The organism is Pseudomonas putida, assembly GCF_050990305.1.
Taxonomy (GTDB): domain Bacteria; phylum Pseudomonadota; class Gammaproteobacteria; order Pseudomonadales; family Pseudomonadaceae; genus Aquipseudomonas; species Aquipseudomonas putida_AH.
Window position 1 is genome coordinate 3,076,691 of the sequence record NZ_CP158817.1, and the last position, 16,292, is coordinate 3,092,982.

Consider the following 16,292-nt stretch of genomic DNA (forward strand, 5'->3'; position numbering starts at 1 on the left):
AGGAGCTGCCGCAGGCTGCGATCTTTTGACCTTGTTGTTCAGAATCAAAAGATCGCAGCCTGCGGCAGCTCCTGCAGGGTTTAGAGGCTGTCGGGATCGCCGAAGAACATCTGAATCCGCGAGCGCAACCAACGTTCTCCAGGATCGTTATCCTGCGACCCACGCCACGCCATGTGCAGTTCAAAGCTGCGCACCGGCAACGGTGGATCTTCGGCCCGTACGCCACCGGCTGCGGTCAACGCATCGGCCGTATAGTCCGGCACGGTGGCGACAATGTCGGTGCCGGAGAGCAGGGTGCTCAGGCCGTTGAATTGCGGCACGGCGAGGACCACGTGGCGCTTGCGCCCGAGTTTTTCCAGCTCTTCATCGATAAAACCGCTGAGGTCACCGGCGAACGACACCAGCGCATGGGGTCGTGCGCAGAAATCATCGAGGCTCAAGGCCCCCGGCATGCTGTCGGCGCGCAATACTTTCGGTGAACTGCGGCGCAGTACCTTGCGTTTGGCGTTGGCCGGCAGGTCGGTGGTGTAGCTGACGCCAATGGAAATTTCCCCCGATGCCAACAAGCTCGGCATCAAGATGTAATTAACCCGCCGCACTACCAACACAATCCCGGGGGACTCGGCGCGCAAGCGCTTGAGCAGCATCGGCAGCAGGGCGAATTCGACGTCATCTGACAAACCGATGCGAAACACCGCGGTGCTGGTGGCCGGGTCGAATTCCGCCGCACGACTGACCGCGGTGGAAATCGAATCCAGCGCCGGCGAGAGCAGGGCGAAGATCTCCACGGCCCGTGCGGACGGCTCCATGCTGCGGCCGGTGCGCACAAACAACGGATCATCAAACAACCCGCGCAGGCGCGAGAGCGCGGCACTGATGGCCGGCTGACCCAGGAACAGCTTCTCCGCAGCGCGAGTCACGCTGCGTTCGTGCATCAGGGTTTCGAATACGATCAACAGGTTCAGGTCGACACGACGCAGGTCATTACGATTCATCTGGAGTCCTGGCAGAGTCAGCAAACTTGACGTGAGCGGCCATATGAGAACAATGGCCAGCAGGAATATTACGGGGAAAGGCTGGTACTCTGCACCGAGTAATTCAGTTTTCCCACAAAGGAAGCTTCAGTTTCGTACGGTTTCAGGTGATGTTGCCGATGCCGCTGAATCAATGACAGGCATGTCGACTATTAATAGCCACTGATAGTGTTGGGTTGAAAGCCCAGCTAAAGTTCATGGCATTAGAGGTTTCATTGGCGAGGTTTGCGATGTCCCGCACGATCCGTTTTCACAAGTTTGGTCCAGCCGAGGTGCTCAAATGCGAAGAGCATGCGGCGGCTCTGCCTGCACCGGGCGAAGTGCAGGTGCGCGTCGAAGCCATTGGCATCAGTTGGTACGACGTACTCTGGCGTCAGAACCTGGCATCCTCCCATGCCCGTCTGCCATCGGGTCTTGGCCAGGAAATGGCCGGTATCGTTACCGCCGTTGGTGAAGGCGTCGATGACTTGGCCGTCGGTGACAAGGTCGCCAGTTTCCCGGCCGAAAGCCCGAACGACTATCCCGTCTACGGCGAGCAGATCGTGTTGCCGCGCTCATCATTGACCCGCTATCCGGATGTGCTCAGCTCGATTGAAGCGGCCGTGCATTACACACCGCTATTGATTGCCTACTTTGCCTACATCGATCTTGCGCGGGTCAAACCCGGGCAATTTGCTCTGGTGACTGACGCCAGTCACTGCGCCGGTCCATCGTTCGTGCAACTGGGTAAAGCCCTGGGCGTGCGGGTGATTGCCGCCACCAAGACGGAGCAAGAGCGTGAATACTTGCTGTCGCTGGGTGCCGAAAAAGTCATCGTCACCGAAGAAGAAGATCTGCTGATGCGGATCAACAAGATCACCGATAACCGCGGCGTGGACGTGGTGTTCGATGGCCTGGGCGGACCGCAGATGTCGCTGCTCGGCGATGTGCTGGCACCGCGCGGCAGCCTGGTCCTGTACGGCCTGCAAGGTGGCAACCAGACGCCATTCCCGGCCTGCGCGGCATTCCAGAAGAACATTCAGTTCTTCGTGCATTGCATCGGTAACTTCACCGGTAAGCCGGAACTGGGCATCATCCAGGATCAGGTCGCACTGCAACGTGCCCTGCGTGACATCAACCAGCTGACCGCTGACCGCGTTCTGCTGCCGCTCAAGACTCGGGTCTTCCCGTTTACCGAGTTTGTCGAAGCGCATCGCTACATGGGCGAATGTCCTTGCCGCGAACGCGTCGCCCTGCAGGTCGAACCGGCCTGATTGCCCCCTCCAAATCCCTCCTCTAAGAGTCCGTTTCACACGGACTCTTTCGTATTCAGCACATTGCGCATAGGGGCATAACCAGCAACTGAACTGGTTTTTGCGCGCTATCTGTAGCTTCTATTGCGCAACTCAGCCCTGATAATTGGATGATTACTTTCATCTCAAGGAATGAGTCATGGGTGGGTATCCGATCGATACTTTTCGATGCGCTTTACAGTTATACATTCAGAAAGCCGCGCACTCTTGTGTCGTTGCAAAACCAATATCGGCAACTTCTTTCTTTATTTCTTGTATTAAACATCCGTGGGACGTTGTCGGACATTTCCTAGGATGTAGGCCTTGTTCGCAACAAGCCGTTAAGTCCGGGCGTTTACGGTGCCCCGCACGTACTCAGGGTGCCGGAACCTATGCGGCACCTCGAATGTTGGCCTGAAAACTTAAGTGTTAGCATCCAGCCATAAAATTCTATCTTCAGATCATATCCAGGCAATTCCCTGCGCTGTGCGTACGGTTGTTTGCGCAATATCGAACTTTCGAGCATCAGGTAAATAACGATGACCAGCATCCATGACCAAGCGATGAACAATGTCTACCAACAAGTGCTGCAGCGATTGCTGAGTTTCTTTTCCCGTGCCGAACGCACTGCACTGCAATTGTTGATTCAGCGCCTGGGTGTCGCCGCCGGGGGGATGGAGCGCATCGGTGAGTTCAAGGTACTGGCGATCCAGACAGGCTCTCGTGACAGTTGCTACGCACTGGCGTTGCTGCGCGCCGCACAACTGACCATTGCCACCCGATCACCGGCGACATTCCGATTGCGGGTAGCGACCTTGCGCCTGAACGACAGCAACCCGACGGCGCTGGACAACATCCATCGCAGCTACAACGCGTTGTTCATTTATGACGATCCGCGGGCTGAAGTCCTGATGGTCGAAAACCGGGAAGTACTGCCGTTCGATCACACAGCACCGATTTCCCAGGCCGGGCGCGAAGCCAACCGCACGAACCTGCTGATGCTGGGGCATCGTCGGGCCTGGGAGGCGCCGCTTGATCTATGGGATGACGGCTATCTGGTTACCGGCGAGTTCTATGGGCAGATCTCTCGTTGGAATCACGGCGTCGATGCCTTGCTCAGCAACGACTCACCAAGGCAGCAGAAACAGTTCATCGAGGGATTGAGGCGCGCGGCCGCCAAGAGTGGGCTGGAGGTCTCCAAACACCATGAGCCAGGCTACGCAGGGTTGTTCACGCTGCTCGACGAATTGGGCCGTGAAGGCTACGAACGGTTTTACAGCGAGGGCAACCAAGCGCCTTGGCGTCCGGTCGACCAGTTTGAAACCTGCCGTCGTGCGACACACATCGACATCCACGACATGCTGGTGGGCAATCTGGAGGAGCGCTGGCCATTGCTCACCGAGTTTCTCGGCTTCCAGTCCGACGAGTTGGCGGCGCAGCTCAGTGATAACGAATACGTCAGCCTCCCGGTTTCGGCGCACCTGCGCGGGCTACAATCGAGCTTCGTACAAGGTCGGACCTATGAATTGGGCGTCGCCGAGTACCTGCAGCGGGCGTTGGTGATGATGCGCCGCAAGCAATTGCCGGAGCGCCTGTGCGAACAGGCCGTGGAGGCGTTTGGCAATCCGGGCACGCTGGCAGAGTTGCGTGCCCGGGCCGCGGCGGAGGCGCACCGCAGTTTTGGCCTGAACGAGGCACAGTGGGTGTGCCTGCTGTTTGCACCTTTTGGAAGGCAGGCCTCGAACCTTAAGCGCTTCCTGCGCCATTGCCATCCCGGCATGCTGGTAGCGCTGCCGGAGTTGCACCGGGCTCTGCAGGGCAAGCCTGTTGCAGAGCAGATCATGCAATGGATGGTGGACGTCAGTGGTTTGCCGATCAACCTGCTCAGAAAGCTTTATCTCACTGCGCCGGTGCCGGTGAGTCAGAGCAGGGCGGTCGAATCGGCAAGCAGCGATCCGGACATGGAAACCGGCAATGACGATCCCTGCATGCCGGGTGAATGGTCAGCAGGTCGTTGACAGTGATTGCCTTGACGTCAAGTGACGGGCCATCTCACGTCCAGGATCCCTTGCCATGAAAGGACCCCGTGAAACCGATTTTGCCTACCAGGCGGTTTACCGTTACCTGATCAATCTGATTGGCGAGTCCGCCGGTGAGGAGCACGTGCGCTTGCCCTCATTGCGCCAGCTGGCTGAACGCTTGAATGTGTCGATTTCGACCATTCAATACGCGTACTCATTATTGGAGAAAGAAGGGCGGGTGTACTCGGTCGCCAAGTCCGGTTATTACGCGTGGCCCGCACCCGCCATCAGCACGCTCTACTGTGGCAATGACCTGCTGGAAAGTGTCTATGTCAATGCTCGCCGGCCTGGGATGTTGGTGCTCAGCAGCGATGACCCGGCCTTGTCGCAGCCGATTGACAGCCCATTGCTACTCTTGGAACGAGAGCTGTTGCGCCAGTACCCACGCCAGCCGCAACCGAACTCGCAACCTTGTGGCGAATGGGAGCTGCGCTTGGCATTGGCAGCCCGTTACACCACGTCGCCCGTGCGATGCTGGCATGCCGATGACGTTTACATCGGAGCGGACCTTCGCGGGGTGCTGGAAATGCTGATCGCGGTGTTAGATCTCAAGGACGCTACGGTGATTGTCGAGTCGCCATGCGACTGGGCGATATTGCGCCTCTTGCGCAGTGCCGGCGTACGGGTCATCGAGTGGTCGCTGCTGGCCAATGGCAGCTTGCATCACGAACGTCTCGAGGAGCTGCTGGAAGCCGAGTCGGTGCGCCTGGTGATGGTGTCATCTGGGGTGAACATGCCCCATGGCAGCCAGGCGTCGGACGACGACCGAGAAATTGTGGCGCGATTGCTGAGCCGTCATGACTGCTGGGTGCTGGAAAACGACTGTTACGGCGAGTTGGGGTTCGAACCCGACGGTCTGCGTTTTCGCGACCTGCTGGACCCGGAACGACTGATGGTGTTTTCAACCTTTGAAAAAGTCATCGGCCCCGAGGCCCCGTACGGTTATCTGCTCTCGCGCCATCTGAGTGCCCAATGGCAGCGACAGTTTTTGCTGCGCGCCTTCCGTCTTTCACCCATCCGCCAGAAAGCCATTGCCCGTCTGTACAGCAATGGCCGTATCGACCAGCACCTGCAAGTGCTGCGACGCCGGCTCAAGGACAGCAAGACGCAGATGATTGATCTGCTGGGCGAGCGAATGAGTGATGCCCTGCAGTTCGTCGATCCCGAGGGGGGCGCCACGGTCTGGGTGCGCTCCTTGCGCCGGGTCGATGTGCACCGGGTGTACCAGCGCCTGCTCAAGCACCAGGTCGTGGTCGCGCCGGGTGAGCTGTTCAGTCTCCAGGGACTGCACGCACAACATATGCGCCTGAGTCACAGCTTCGGCAGTGATCACGACCTTGCCACCGCTCTGGGGTTGTTGGGGGATGCGTTACGCCTGGAGTTGATCGATTGAGCAGGCCTGTCCGGGTTTTATAACATCGCGCTTGAGGGGCAACAGGATCGATAACGTCGCGCGGCGGTCAAACTGCCAGTAAACTGCGTTTCAATTCCTGAACCACTCTATTCCAGAGGTTTTGCATGACACTCAGTCATTTTGCGGGTAAACCGGCACCGGCAGAATTGTTGGTCGACATCCCGCGACTGGTAACGGCGTATTACACCGGCCAGCCTGATGCCGACATCTCGACCCAACGCGTGGCTTTTGGTACGTCCGGGCATCGAGGCAGCTCCTTCGACCTGAGTTTCAACGAATGGCACGTCCTGGCGATCAGCCAGGCGATCTGCCTGTATCGCGAGGCCCAAGGCATCGATGGTCCGCTGTTCGTCGGTATCGACACCCACGCGCTGTCCACGCCGGCGGGCGCCAGCGCCCTGGAAGTGCTGGCCGCCAACGGCGTGACGGTAATGATTGCCGAAGGCGACGAGTACACGCCGACCCCGGCCGTTTCCCATGCGATTCTCTGCTACAACCGCGGACGCACCTCGGGCCTGGCCGACGGCATTGTCATCACGCCGTCCCACAACCCGCCGCAAAGCGGTGGCTACAAATACAACCCTACCAACGGTGGTCCGGCCGATACCCATATCACCAAGTGGATCGAAGCCAAGGCCAACGAGTTGCTGGCCCACAAACTCGCCGGCGTCAAGCGCATCAGCTACGAGAAGGCTCTCAAGGCCAGCACCACCCATCGCCACGATTATGTGAACACCTACGTTGCCGATCTGATCAACGTGATCGACTTCGATGCCATTCGTGACGCCAAGCTGCGCCTGGGTGTCGACCCGTTGGGCGGAGCAGGGGTGCGCTACTGGTCGGCGATTGCCGAGCACTACCGTCTGGATCTGGATGTCGTGAACAAAGCGGTGGATTCGACCTTCCGTTTCATGACCGTCGACTGGGACGGCCAGATCCGCATGGACCCATCCTCCACGCATGCCATGCAGGGCCTGATCGGCCTGAAAGAGCGTTTCGACGTGGCATTTGCCTGCGACCCGGACCACGATCGTCACGGCATCGTCACCCCGTCGGGCGGGCTGCTGGCGCCGAACAATTACCTGGCGGTGTCCATCGACTACCTGTTCCAGAACCGTCCGCACTGGCGCGCTGATGCCGCCGTGGGCAAGACCGTGGTCAGCAGCGGTCTGATCGATCGCGTTGCCAAGCGCCTGGGTCGCCGGCTGTACGAAGTACCGGTGGGCTTCAAGTGGTTTGCCGATGGTCTGTTTGACGGTTCCCTGGGCTTTGGCGGCGAGGAAAGCGCCGGTGCTTCGTTCTTGCGCAAGGACGGCGGTGTCTGGAGCACCGACAAGGACGGCCTGATCCCGGCCTTGCTGGCGGCTGAAATGACCGCGCGTACCGGTCGCGATCCAAGCCAGGCCTATCGTGCGTTGACTGACGAACTGGGCGAACCGTTCTCGGTGCGCGTCGACGCCAAGGCCAATCCGCAGCAGAAAGCCTTGCTGAGCAAACTGTCGCCGGATCAGGTCACTTCGACCGAACTGGCAGGCGAAACGATCCAGAGCATTCTCAGCCACGCCCCAGGTAACGATCAGGCCATCGGCGGCCTGAAGGTCATGACCGAGAACGGCTGGTTCGCGGCGCGTCCGTCGGGCACCGAGGACATCTACAAGATCTATGCGGAAAGCTTCATCAGCGATGAGCATTTGAAGCAGTTGGTGGCTGAGGCGCAAACGCTGGTGGATGGCGCGATTTCGGCGAAGTGATTGAGGGAGCTGTGGCGAGGGGATTTATCCCCGTTGGGTTGCGAAGCGACCCCAAAATCGGCGCACACGGGTTTCCTGGTTCTGCGCGGATGCAGATTTACGACTGCTTCGCAGCCGAGCGGGGATGAATCCCCTCACCACAATGTGCTGAACAAAAAAGGGCGACCATTACGGTCGCCCCTTTTTTTGCCCGGCATTTACTGGGTCAAGCCAGATCCACCAACACGATTTCACTGTCTTCAATCGCCGTCACCCGCAACACCTGTTCTTGGGCAACAGCAATCCCGTCGCGAGCTTGTGCCCGCAAGCCATTGACCTCAATGACACCGGTGGCCGGTACCAGGTAGGCACGACGGCCGCTGTCGAGGTGATACTCAGCGCTTTCGCCGGCCTTGAGGTTGGCCGCCACCAGCCGCGCATCGGCGCGAATGCGCAGGCTTTGATCGTCACCGGCCTTGCCGCTGGCCAGGGTCACGAAACCTTCGCGCTGCCCTTTGGGGAACGGCTTGGCCCCCCAGGACGGTGCCAGGCCGGTCTCGTTGGGGATGATCCAGATCTGGAAGATCTTGGTCGGCGTCGCCTCCAGGTTGTATTCACTGTGGGCGATGCCGGTCCCGGCACTCATGACCTGAACATCACCGGCCTCGGTACGCCCTTTGTTGCCCAGGTTGTCCTGGTGACTGATCGCACCTTCACGCACATAGGTGATGATTTCCATGTCCCGGTGCGGGTGCTGAGGGAAACCGGTGCCCGGAGCGATCACGTCATCGTTCCAAACCCGCAGGTTTCCCCAGTTCATGCGCGCAGGGTCGTAGTACTCGGCGAACGAAAAATGGTGGTGGGCATCCAACCAGCCGTGGTGAGCACCACCGAGCGAGTTGAAAGGTCTGAGTTCAAGCATGATCGTCTCCTGAAAAGGTTCGTCATGGGGCAGAGCGCCTGAACCATGAAGCGAGACCGGTGGTTGATGACGGGCATCATCCGACAGGTAACGATCGATAAAAAGCGTAAAAAATGCCTTATAACGATCGAAACGGCTGATATAAAGCAGCTCGAAATACTCTCAACCAACCTTCAATTTAGTCCATAAGCCAATGAGTCATAAGCATTTCACTAGTACTCAGCGGCAAATGCAGACACCATACCCCCAACAGCCTCACACCCTGGAGTCCGTCCGCGTGTCGCAACACACCCCCGATCTGCCGCCTGAACTTCGTCCACTGGCCGAGATGCCGCTGCTCAAGCGCCTGGCCGCCCGTTTCTTTGGCCATGGCTTGACGCGCCTGCGTGCACAACACAGGGCATCCTGGCTGCACGGCCAGGCGGATGGCTTCCGTAGTGGGCACACCGCCGGGGTGGAGTACGGCTACAAGGAAGGCAAGCTCGAAGGACTGGAAGAAGGTCGGCAGGTGCTGCTGATACGCGACTCGCGCTCAACCGAGCATCGACCGCCCTCCATCGATGATCACCTGTTTGACGACTGGCGACTGCCGCTGACGCCGGAACTGAAAAAGCGCATGAAGGCCGACGTTGCGCGACGGTTGCCGGCGCATGCCCAACCCAGCGCGGCCCAATGGAAGATGATCTTCAGCGACACGCCCTCGACCTCGGTGATCGCCGGCGCGGGGGCGGGTAAATCGACGACGCTGGTGTTGCGCATTGTATTGCTGGCGCATTACCTGGGCTTTGAATTGAGTTCGATGACCGTGGTGACTTTCACTCGGGAGTCGCGCAAGGACTTCATCAACAAACTGATCGAGATCTTTGCACTGTGGGAACGGGTGCTCAGCTTCAAGGAGGCGCGGGATCTGGTGCGCACCTTCCACTCGCGGATATTACCAATGGTTCGCAGCCTGCCGGGCTTCGAACGCCTGCAAGCCTTCGAAAACCTCAGCCTGAACCCTGTAAAAGGTGACGAGGAGGCCGACAGTAATCCGTTCGACCTGCGGATCAACGATGCCCAGCGCCAACAACTCAATGCCTGCTATCACGCCTTGCATACCCGCGATGAGCGCTTTCGGGAATTGATCAAGCCATTGTCACGCCATGCCCTGCAGCTCAAGGAGCTGGAACGGGATCACCCCGATGTGCAGAAACGCGTGGCGGTGACCGAACTGGCGGCCAAACGCGACGAAGAACTTTGCGACACCATTGAGGATTTGTGGATTCGTGCCAAGGCGTGGCCCATCAAAGGCATCGAGCCCAAGCGCCAGACCTTCGATATCAATGGCTCGACATTCCATTGCCACGGCTACATTCCGTCTCTGGACGCCTGGGTGGTGCTGGGGTTCGACCCCCGGGAAAACCCTCAAGTTACCCGCCCGAATGCCAAGCTCACGGTGCGCGCCGAATGGGCAGTGAAGCGCACCCTGTTTCAAGCTTTCTGTCGTAAGCCATTGATATGGTTGGATAGTTACGAATCATCAAGGCGCGTTCTGGCATCACTGGCAGGTGATGCCAACGCCGGGCCGGGCTTCGATTACAAGGTCAAGGGCGAACTGGCGTCCGCGCCGTTGCTGGACTGCTTTGTCGCAGCCGCCGGGTTTATCGAGAACCTCGGTCTGGATGTGCCGAACGCCGTCAGCCAGATGAGTTTCGCCAAGGACGACCCGGACCGGTTTTTCTTCGAGGCCCTGAGCCTGTTCTGGCGAGCGCTGGAAGATCATTTGCTCGACCAGAAGCCACCGATCATGACCTACAACCGAATGTTCGCCCTGTTCAGCGAGCATTCGCCGGAGAACCTCAAACTGCTCAGCGACGAGCTGCTGCGGCCGCTGTCGCATTTGATGATCGACGAGTTCCAGGATGTCTCGCCACAGATCGTCTCGTGGATTCGCGCCAGCCTGACGGAAATCCGCAGTCGCGGCCCAGCGATGCACGTGGGGCGTGGAGCCCAGCGATCTTCGTTGCTTTGCGTCGGGGACGACTGGCAATCGATTTACGGCTGGCGCGGCAGTTCGCCGAGCTATTTCATGGAGTTCAACAAGGAATTCTCTTCGCCGAGCACTACCAAGGTCATGCTCAGCGACAACTACCGCAGCCATCAGTACATCATCGACGCCGCCGAACACATCGTTCGCGCCGCCCCGGCGATTGCCGGCAAGAAGGCCAAGGCCAGCGGTGAGCCCAAGGATTTGCTGCCGGTCAATGTGCTCGATCGAGACGATCAAGGCTTGGCCAAGCGCCTGATCGAACACTACCAAAAGGGCGATTCGATCTTGATGCTTTATCGAAAAAGTAGCGATAAGTCATTGATTCAAGAGCATATTATGCCTGTAGTTAATGTTGATTCTAGCTTGCCCCGTGAAGCCCGGCGCCTGAAGCAATTGACCTACCACAGCGCCAAGGGCCTGCAGGCCGACGCCGTATTCCTGTTGGGCGATTGCCAGCACCTGACCAGCTCGCCTTACAAGAATCAGGTATACCGCATGGCAGGTCTTGGCAAGGCAGGTGACAGCGAGCCGTATGACAATGCACAGAAAGACGAAATCCTGCGCCTGGCGTATGTGGGCATTACACGGGCAGTGAGTCATTGCTACTGGTATGTGGACGGGCAGGACACCCAGGCTGCCAACCTGCCCAAGGCCTCTGATCGGATCGGCACGGGCAAGGCGTTTTTTGCCGATCACCGTCAAAGCAAGGCATCGGCGTGAATGAGGCTTGGAAACCTTTGTGGTGAGGGGATTTATCCCCGCTCGGCTGCGAAGCAGTCGTAAAACCATTTAATGGGACGTGCCTGATACACCGCGTATCTGTGATTTAGGGGCTGCGTCGCAGCCCAACGGGGATAAATCCCCTCACCACAAAAAACTCGCTCCTATAGACTTTTGTGACACGTATGAAAAAGCCCACCTAAAGTGGGCTTTCTACAATCATTGGTTGTCAGGCATAACTCCTGAGCGCCACCGGGGGAATGAACGCGGCAAGCTCATCCTCCACTGCTTCGATTATTCGTTCCACATCGGCGGCATTCATGACGGTGGCACAAGGAATGCCGGCAATGGCGATCATGGTCTCGCCACTGGCCCGATCAAACAAACGGGCAATCATGCTGCCCGGGGCATCCATGCTCGCCTCGAATCCCATGGGATGAAAATGCCAGCGCATCAGCTGGCAGGCATTTGGAAAAGTGACCTTACTAAACCCTTTATTCATATGTTGCCCGCCTTCTTAATCGAGCGCTTCCGTTAGCTCATGTTAGGAGGGAAGAACCTTCAATGGCTCAACCAGTGACAGACTTTAAAAGTAGCACCCACGTGTGAAAAAAATGTGTTTTTTTCAGGCCGTTTAGCGATTGCTGCCCATTTTTTGATTCAGGTCACCGTCCGAGCGTGGCTCGGACAAACAGGCCTACTTGAAGGGGAACAGAAACTTCGGCAGTCTCGTTTTTTTTCGTCGAGACCTTTATGTACGCCGAGGATGATGGCCCGCTGCAAACCCAGGCTACGGGCGAGACCGTCATGCGCTACCACTTGCGCTGGAAACATCGGGATCTGGACGGCGTCATGGCGCTGTATCACCCCGAGGTCCAGTACAACGATTTTTTCCAGAATCGAGTGATGGGCCTGGGCGAACTGCGCGAATACGTGCGCAGCAGCATGCCCCGTGATCCTGATGAAGCGCTGGAGCATTCGGACCGCATTCGCCTGGATGGCAACACCGCATTCATTCAGTACCGGATCACCTTGCGCGGTGGTGAAGGGCTGGTCTCGTTCCGTGCCAGTGAAGCGATTACCGTGCGCGATGGATTGATCTGGCGCGTCAACGAATACGCTTCGCTGGTGCATGAACAAACAATCGATAAAACCGCGGGCAAGCAACGCCCGGCGGTCAGTCGACTGGGCCTGTCGCCGCGCCAGTTGAGTTTCATGGCCGATGACCTGCAGCAGTATTTCCGGCGCCAGCAACCCTATCTCGATCCCGAGCTCGACCTGCAACGGGTGGCGAAGGAGTGCGGGTACAGCCGCAATCAAATCTCCTATCTGCTCAATCAGGTGCTTGGCCAGAGCTTCTATCGCTACGTCAACCAGGCGCGCTTGCAACATCTGCTTGCCGCACTGGATAACGCCACGCCACCGGTGCGCGTCGATGAACTGGCGTTTGCTGCCGGGTTCAATTCGCTGTCAGCGTTCTACAGCTGTTTCCGCCAGCACACCGGTTTGTCACCCAAGGCTTACGCCAAACAAATTTCTTTGCGTGCACGCGCGCAAGACAGCCACTGAACCCGCGCACTAGGATCAACGCCATCGAAAGTTGAGTGGCGGAGTCTTGCATGCCGGCGTGGCGCACTATCAGTTTGTGGATGGACCAGCTCGACGAGCCGTTGCAGGCGCGTGCGGCGCTGGAACAGGATCTGGACATCGACGTGGCGATCATCGGCGCCGGGTACACGGGACTCTGGACCGCGTACTACCTCAAGCGTCAGGCGCCGCAGCTGAACATCGCCATCATTGAGGCACAGACCGCCGGCTTTGGCGCATCGGGGCGCAACGGCGGTTGGCTGATGGGCAATCTGCTGGGTGAAGACCGTCTACTGGCAGGCTTGTCTGCCGAACAGCGCCGTGCGTCTTACGACTTGCTGCATAACATCCCGGATGAGGTGCGCACGGTCGTAGAACGTGAAGGCATCGACTGTGATTTGCGTCAGGGTGGAGCGCTGTACTGCGCCGCTCGTTACCCGGAACAGGAGGCTAGCCTTCGCCACTATCTGGACAAGCTTTACCGCCAAGGCCTCAACGAAAGCGATTACCGCTGGCTCAGCCGGGAGCAATTGGCTCAACAGATCCGGATCGCCAAACCCTACGGCGGTATTTTTGCTCCTCACGTGGCCACCCTGCACCCGGCCAAACTGGCGCGCGGTCTGGCTCGCACGGTCGAAGCCATGGGCGTCAGCATTTATGAAAACAGCCCGGTCACCCAGTGGCAGTCCGGCAGTCTGCGCACAGCAAAAGCCTCGGTGCGCAGCCGTTGGGTGGTACCGGCGATTGAAGGCTACGCCGTTACGTTGCCACCGCTGGGGCGTTATCAGCTGCCGGTGCAAAGCCTGATCGTCGCCACCGAACCACTGCCGGCCGCGACCTGGGACGAAATCGGCCTCAGTCAAGGCCAAGCCTTCGGCGAGAGCAGCCGTCAGGTCACCTACGGCCAGCGCACGGCTGACAATCGGCTGATCTTCGGCGCCCGAGGCGGTTATCAATTTGCCGGGCGGCTGCGCAATGACTTCGACCTGACGAGCAGCGAAATCGAATTGCGGCGCTATCTGTTCGGCGAACTGTTCCCGCAACTCAAGCACGTTCAGATCACTCATGGCTGGGGTGGCAACCTGGGCATGTCCCGACGGTTCAAGCCGCACATGCTCTGCGACCGAGCCAGCGGAATTGCCTTGTCCGGCGGTTATGGCGGGGAGGGTGTCGGTGCCAGCAACCTGGGCGGGCGAACCCTGGCGGACCTGATCCTGGCGCGCGACACCGCGTTGGTTCGCCAGCCTTGGGTCATCCCTCAGGGCGGGCTGGACGCACTCAAGGCCTGGGAGCCCGAGCCGTGCCGCTGGCTCGGTTACAACGCGATCATTCGCAGCTTCGTCCACGAAGACCAGACCCTGGCCAACCCCGACACCGCGCCCTGGCGGCGCAAATTCGCCAGCACTCTGGCGGGCTTCATGGAAGGTTTCATGCAGTAAACGCTTTCATCATCGACAGGTATTCCCATGAGCATTACCCAGTTCAAGCACACCGCAACCCTGAAACTCGAAGAATCGAACCCGGTCGCCGTGCCATTGGGCACACCGGTGGCGGTGGCGTCGACCACCAGCGTGGAACGCGACGACGGTGTCGAAACCGGCGTCTGGGAATGCACCCCGGGACGCTGGCGGCGGCAGATCGTCGCCCAGGAGTTCTGCCACTTCATTTCGGGCCGTTGCACCTTCACCCCCGATGAAGGGGAAACCCTGCACATAGAAGCCGGTGACGCACTGATGTTGCCCGCCAACACCCTCGGTGTCTGGGATATCCAGGAAACCGTGCGCAAGAGCTACGTGCTGATTTTTTGATCCATTGATCCTTTGATTGCCTGCCAACAACAAAACCTATACAGGAATCGACTCATGCTTCGAAAGACAATGACCCTGGCCCCGCTGATGCTCGTCGCTTCGATCAGCCAGGCGGCAGACACCGTCAAAATCTACAACTGGTCGGATTACATCGCGCCCGACACCACGAAGAACTTCCAGAAAGAAACCGGCATCGCCTTCACTTACGACGTCTACGACAGCAACGAAACCCTCGATGGCAAATTGATGACCGGGAAATCCGGCTATGACGTGGTGTTTCCATCCAACCACTTCATGGCCCGCCAGATCGAAGGCAAGGCGTTGAAGGCACTCGACAAGGGCCAATTGCCGAACTGGAAAAACCTCAATCCGGTGTTGCTCAAGGCCTTGCAGACCAACGATCCGGGCAACGAGCACGGCTTTCCGTACCTGTGGGGCAGTACCGGCATCGGCTACAACATTGCCAAGGTCAAGGCGGTCCTGGGCGACAACGCGCCGGTGGATTCCTGGGACCTGATCTTCAAACCGGAAAACATGCAGAAACTGCAGAAATGCGGCGTGGCCATCCTCGACAATGGCCCGGAACTGCTGCCGGCCGCCCTGAATTACCTGGGGCTGCCTCACCACAGTAAAAATCCGGAGGACTACAAAAAGGCTGAAGCCTTGTTGCTCAAGGTCCGGCCATACGTCAGCTATTTCCACTCATCCAAGTACACCAGCGACCTGGCCAACGGCGACATCTGCGTGGCCGTAGGCTTCTCCGGTGACATCCTGCAAGCGGAAAACCGCGCCAAAGAAGCGAAAAACGGCATCGACATTGGCTATTCGATTCCCAAGGAAGGCGCTGCGATCTGGTTCGACATGGTCGCCATGCCGGCCGACGCCCCGGACGAGAAGGCCGGTTACGCCTTCATGAACTATCTGCTGCGCCCGGATGTGATGGCCAGCGTCAGCAACTACGTTCATTACGCCAATGGCAACGAACAAGCCGATAGCCTGATCGACCCGGCGATCAAGAACGACACCAAGGTCTACCCGAGCCCGGAAATGATGGGGAAATTGTTCGCGCTGGAAGCGATGCCGCTGAACATCGACCGGATTCGCACGCGGGTATGGAACAAGATTCGTACGGGTAGCTGAATCAGGAGCTGTGTAGGAGCTGTGTAGGAGCTGTGTAGGAGCTGCCGAAGGCTGCGATCTTTTGATCTTTTAAAGATCAAGATCAAAAGATCGCAGCCTTCGGCAGCTCCTACAGTCAGCGCAGCGATCAGCTGATAATTCAGTCTTCCTTGCGGATCGTCGCCACTTCATCGGCCCTGACTTTTACCTTCGCCCCGGAAATATCCTCGAACTCGAAGAACCCGTCCTTGGTCTTGGTTTTGGGTATGTCCTTGGTCAGATACTGGGTGCCGTTCTGCAGGGTCACAACCGTTGGTGTCGAGCAGCCAGTGAGCATCATGAAAGCCGCTGCTGCCAGGGGGAAACCCAGAGTCTTGATGTTCATCGCCACCTCTAACACTTCAAAAACACGCTGCGGTCATTGCATTAAACAGACCCTCTATCGCGGTTGGTGTCACGCAGCGGCAGAAAGTTCGACACATCGAAAAATATAATCAGGACGGCGCTCCGCCTATCTTTTTCCGATTGCACCGGGCAGGGCGTTACTGGTATCTGTACGCATAACCAGTACTCG

General features: G+C 58.5%; 13 protein-coding genes. 9 read left to right on the top strand and 4 right to left on the bottom strand.

Going from position 1 to position 16,292, the window contains the following annotated elements:
• Positions 1-80: 80 nt before the first annotated feature.
• Positions 81-995 (bottom strand): LysR family transcriptional regulator, encoded by a 915-nt coding sequence (locus ABTV22_RS13945; protein ID WP_433740968.1) that lies wholly within the window; start codon positions 993-995, stop codon positions 81-83.
• A 269-nt stretch (positions 996-1,264) separates the two neighbouring features.
• On the opposite strand from ABTV22_RS13945, the gene ABTV22_RS13950 reads away from it, so the two are divergent.
• The 4 genes from ABTV22_RS13950 to pgm all read left to right on the top strand — a co-directional run bounded on the left by ABTV22_RS13950 (position 1,265) and on the right by pgm (position 7,551).
• Positions 1,265-2,287 (top strand): zinc-dependent alcohol dehydrogenase family protein, encoded by a 1,023-nt coding sequence (locus ABTV22_RS13950; RefSeq protein WP_433740970.1) that lies wholly within the window; start codon positions 1,265-1,267, stop codon positions 2,285-2,287.
• A 557-nt stretch (positions 2,288-2,844) separates the two neighbouring features.
• Positions 2,845-4,323, top strand: coding sequence for a hypothetical protein (locus ABTV22_RS13955; protein ID WP_433740972.1), 1,479 nt, complete (start codon positions 2,845-2,847; stop codon positions 4,321-4,323).
• Between the two features lie 55 nt (positions 4,324-4,378).
• Positions 4,379-5,779: a PLP-dependent aminotransferase family protein gene (locus ABTV22_RS13960; protein ID WP_433740973.1), complete on the top strand. Its 1,401-nt coding sequence runs from the start codon at positions 4,379-4,381 to the stop codon at positions 5,777-5,779.
• Between the two features lie 125 nt (positions 5,780-5,904).
• Positions 5,905-7,551 carry a phosphoglucomutase (alpha-D-glucose-1,6-bisphosphate-dependent) gene (pgm, locus tag ABTV22_RS13965; protein ID WP_433740975.1) on the top strand — a complete coding sequence of 549 codons (1,647 nt, stop codon included), beginning with the start codon at positions 5,905-5,907 and terminating at the stop codon, positions 7,549-7,551.
• Between the two features lie 205 nt (positions 7,552-7,756).
• Here the strand turns inward: pgm and ABTV22_RS13970 are convergent, their stop codons facing one another.
• On the bottom strand, positions 7,757-8,452 hold the full coding sequence (locus ABTV22_RS13970) for a pirin family protein (protein ID WP_433740976.1): 696 nt from the start codon (positions 8,450-8,452) through the stop codon (positions 7,757-7,759).
• Between the two features lie 277 nt (positions 8,453-8,729).
• On the opposite strand from ABTV22_RS13970, the gene ABTV22_RS13975 reads away from it, so the two are divergent.
• A complete protein-coding gene (locus tag ABTV22_RS13975; protein WP_433740977.1) occupies positions 8,730-11,204 on the top strand; it encodes a UvrD-helicase domain-containing protein in 2,475 nt (824 codons plus the stop codon).
• Positions 11,205-11,433: 229 nt separating this feature from the next.
• On the opposite strand, the gene ABTV22_RS13980 is transcribed toward ABTV22_RS13975, so the two are convergent.
• A complete protein-coding gene (locus tag ABTV22_RS13980; RefSeq protein ID WP_433740978.1) occupies positions 11,434-11,706 on the bottom strand; it encodes a DUF1652 domain-containing protein in 273 nt (90 codons plus the stop codon).
• 251 nt (positions 11,707-11,957) lie between these two features.
• On the opposite strand from ABTV22_RS13980, the gene ABTV22_RS13985 reads away from it, so the two are divergent.
• The 4 genes from ABTV22_RS13985 to ABTV22_RS14000 are packed head-to-tail and all read left to right on the top strand — an operon-like array spanning position 11,958 to position 15,739.
• Complete coding sequence (locus tag ABTV22_RS13985) at positions 11,958-12,773, top strand: helix-turn-helix domain-containing protein (RefSeq protein ID WP_433740979.1); 816 nt, start codon at positions 11,958-11,960, stop codon at positions 12,771-12,773.
• 50 nt (positions 12,774-12,823) lie between these two features.
• Positions 12,824-14,230 carry an NAD(P)/FAD-dependent oxidoreductase gene (locus ABTV22_RS13990; protein ID WP_433740980.1) on the top strand — a complete coding sequence of 469 codons (1,407 nt, stop codon included), beginning with the start codon at positions 12,824-12,826 and terminating at the stop codon, positions 14,228-14,230.
• Positions 14,231-14,257: 27 nt separating this feature from the next.
• Positions 14,258-14,599 carry a cupin domain-containing protein gene (locus ABTV22_RS13995; RefSeq protein ID WP_433740981.1) on the top strand — a complete coding sequence of 114 codons (342 nt, stop codon included), beginning with the start codon at positions 14,258-14,260 and terminating at the stop codon, positions 14,597-14,599.
• Positions 14,600-14,653: 54 nt separating this feature from the next.
• On the top strand, positions 14,654-15,739 hold the full coding sequence (locus ABTV22_RS14000) for a polyamine ABC transporter substrate-binding protein (protein WP_433740983.1): 1,086 nt from the start codon (positions 14,654-14,656) through the stop codon (positions 15,737-15,739).
• Positions 15,740-15,878: 139 nt separating this feature from the next.
• Here the strand turns inward: ABTV22_RS14000 and ABTV22_RS14005 are convergent, their stop codons facing one another.
• Positions 15,879-16,103, bottom strand: a complete 225-nt coding sequence (locus ABTV22_RS14005; RefSeq protein WP_433740985.1) for a YgdI/YgdR family lipoprotein — start codon at positions 16,101-16,103, stop codon at positions 15,879-15,881.
• Between the last annotated feature and the right edge of the window lie 189 nt (positions 16,104-16,292).

Bases quoted from the DNA above. Each gene is read 5' to 3' on its own strand.
- ABTV22_RS13945 (WP_433740968.1), bottom strand. From the start codon at position 995: ATGAATCGTAATGACCTGCGTCGTGTCGACCTGAACCTGTTGATCGTA.
- ABTV22_RS13950 (WP_433740970.1), top strand. From the start codon at position 1,265: ATGTCCCGCACGATCCGTTTTCACAAGTTTGGTCCAGCCGAGGTGCTC.
- ABTV22_RS13955 (WP_433740972.1), top strand. From the start codon at position 2,845: ATGACCAGCATCCATGACCAAGCGATGAACAATGTCTACCAACAAGTG.
- ABTV22_RS13960 (WP_433740973.1), top strand. From the start codon at position 4,379: ATGAAAGGACCCCGTGAAACCGATTTTGCCTACCAGGCGGTTTACCGT.
- pgm (WP_433740975.1), top strand. From the start codon at position 5,905: ATGACACTCAGTCATTTTGCGGGTAAACCGGCACCGGCAGAATTGTTG.
- ABTV22_RS13970 (WP_433740976.1), bottom strand. From the start codon at position 8,452: ATGCTTGAACTCAGACCTTTCAACTCGCTCGGTGGTGCTCACCACGGC.
- ABTV22_RS13980 (WP_433740978.1), bottom strand. From the start codon at position 11,706: ATGAATAAAGGGTTTAGTAAGGTCACTTTTCCAAATGCCTGCCAGCTG.
- ABTV22_RS13985 (WP_433740979.1), top strand. From the start codon at position 11,958: ATGTACGCCGAGGATGATGGCCCGCTGCAAACCCAGGCTACGGGCGAG.
- ABTV22_RS13990 (WP_433740980.1), top strand. From the start codon at position 12,824: ATGCCGGCGTGGCGCACTATCAGTTTGTGGATGGACCAGCTCGACGAG.
- ABTV22_RS13995 (WP_433740981.1), top strand. From the start codon at position 14,258: ATGAGCATTACCCAGTTCAAGCACACCGCAACCCTGAAACTCGAAGAA.
- ABTV22_RS14000 (WP_433740983.1), top strand. From the start codon at position 14,654: ATGCTTCGAAAGACAATGACCCTGGCCCCGCTGATGCTCGTCGCTTCG.
- ABTV22_RS14005 (WP_433740985.1), bottom strand. From the start codon at position 16,103: ATGAACATCAAGACTCTGGGTTTCCCCCTGGCAGCAGCGGCTTTCATG.